Raw genomic sequence first — 1,738 nt, 5'->3', positions numbered from 1 at the left:
TGGGTGTGGCTCTTTTGGAAAGACGTTTGGTCAGGTTTAGAGAGGTATCGGAAGAGTAGGAGGAGCAGTAATAGAGCAACGAGCTTGAATTAGTCGTTTCATCAAAGGAAGGCCATCTTTGTACAAAGACAAGTGATTACGTTTATGCTCTTGCTTTAAGTGAAAGGGCCAATACTCTTGCCAATCACCGCTAACATAAAGCGAGCGCAGACGTAAAACCGCCTCAGCACCCATAAGACTCCATCTAGCCCCGGTAATGTCCATCCTGTCTTTGATTAAGTGACGACAAGCGCCCTCAATAACCCCAGTGGCAATGGGAAGACCAGCTTTCAAGTAATCGTGGTATTTGAGGTAAGCAGCGTTGTTGAGTAAATATCTGGCACACTTATCCACTGGCTGACGTTGTGATGCAGAAAGTTGGCGCTTTGTAGCGCTACCACGCATACCCCCAGCAACTGTACTCGATTTACCTTCAAGGATCAGCAGTAAACGTTTACTAACCCAAACTTCGGCTTGTTGACTAGTGTCCGAATAGAAGGCAAATGCAGCCTTCCACAGATACTCAATCACATGAATAATATCCAGGACAATCGTTAACTTGAGATGGTGTTCGCGAGCAAATTTTTTCAAAGCGCGATAATTGTGTCTTGTTACCATCGACCAGAGCGCAAAAACGCTTGTGTTGATTGGGGTCGCGGTGTAATGCCTCGTCAAAAGCTTCTTTTATAACAAGTGATGGTTCTTTAACTAAACTTGCCCAAACACGCTTACCGATTGGTTTGGGTCGTTTGATTTTTTTGTGTTCTTCTTCTGTGCTGACAATTTGTTGAGGTGTACGAACAAAAGGGTTGATGGTATAAACTGAAGCCACTGTTGCCATTCGCTTTGAATTGCGTTTTTCCCCCTTAGTTAATCGTTTATTTAACTTCTTGCTATTTGCCAGCGCTCTTTTTTGCGTGGGAGCACGTAAGTCTTCTGTACGCATGACAACACCCTTGCCATCCACACTAATAACTACTATTTCCCCCGTCTCCTTCAATTCAACCGATTGTGCTTGTTGATGAGCATAGAATTGATCAAAGTCACAAGCACTTTGATCAGCCAATTGTTCAACTTGTCGCTTACCAACTTTTGCGGCTGTTGTTTTCTGTATGACGCACGACTGTTTCGCCAAACCCTGAACGAGCTACTTCGACAGCCACTCGCTCTCTCAGTCCGTGGGAGTATTTTTCTACTGGTAGGTTTAACTCGGCATCGAGTGGGTTGAGGGAAGTTATTTTTCGTCCACCATAACCGATTCGATTGGCGATGATCGTGCCAAATATTGTTGTCAGCTTCCTTGTAAATCTCTTCTTATGGGTTCTCTTGGCTTCGTCGTTACCTAAGCATTCTCCTTCGATCTCGTCATCACTTCGTCTGTCGAAGTAACCTTGCAGCAGTCGTCTTAATAGTTCGTATCCGTTTTCAAGCAGTTTACTCTCTAATTCCCCATGTTGTAAACCGCAAACACTATCTGAACCCAGCCAGTCCACTATTTCTTCAAATAGCTCTCGCGCTTGTGAGAAAAACATGTCTTCATTTGAGATCGATGGTTGCATAGGTCCAAACTTTTCCTGAACTACTGCTGACTTTTTCAGCTGGTCACCCACCAGGAGGTATTGACTCAAACTATTACTCTGACTAATTTGTCAGTTTTACTGAGATCTAGTCTACCGTACTTTTAAAAGAGCCGCACCCA

At 44.1% G+C, this 1,738-nt stretch carries 1 pseudogene; it reads right to left on the bottom strand.

The features are described 5' to 3' along the window. Window positions 1-36: 36 nt before the first annotated feature. Window positions 37-1,667: pseudogene (locus F6K20_RS37095) on the bottom strand (ISKra4-like element ISMpr2 family transposase). Window positions 1,668-1,738 lie beyond the last annotated feature (71 nt).

Origin of the sequence: Moorena sp. SIO2C4 (assembly GCF_010672485.1) — a bacterium.
GTDB classification, from domain to species: domain Bacteria; phylum Cyanobacteriota; class Cyanobacteriia; order Cyanobacteriales; family Coleofasciculaceae; genus Moorena; species Moorena producens.
This window is presented reverse-complemented; position numbering and strand designations above follow the sequence as displayed.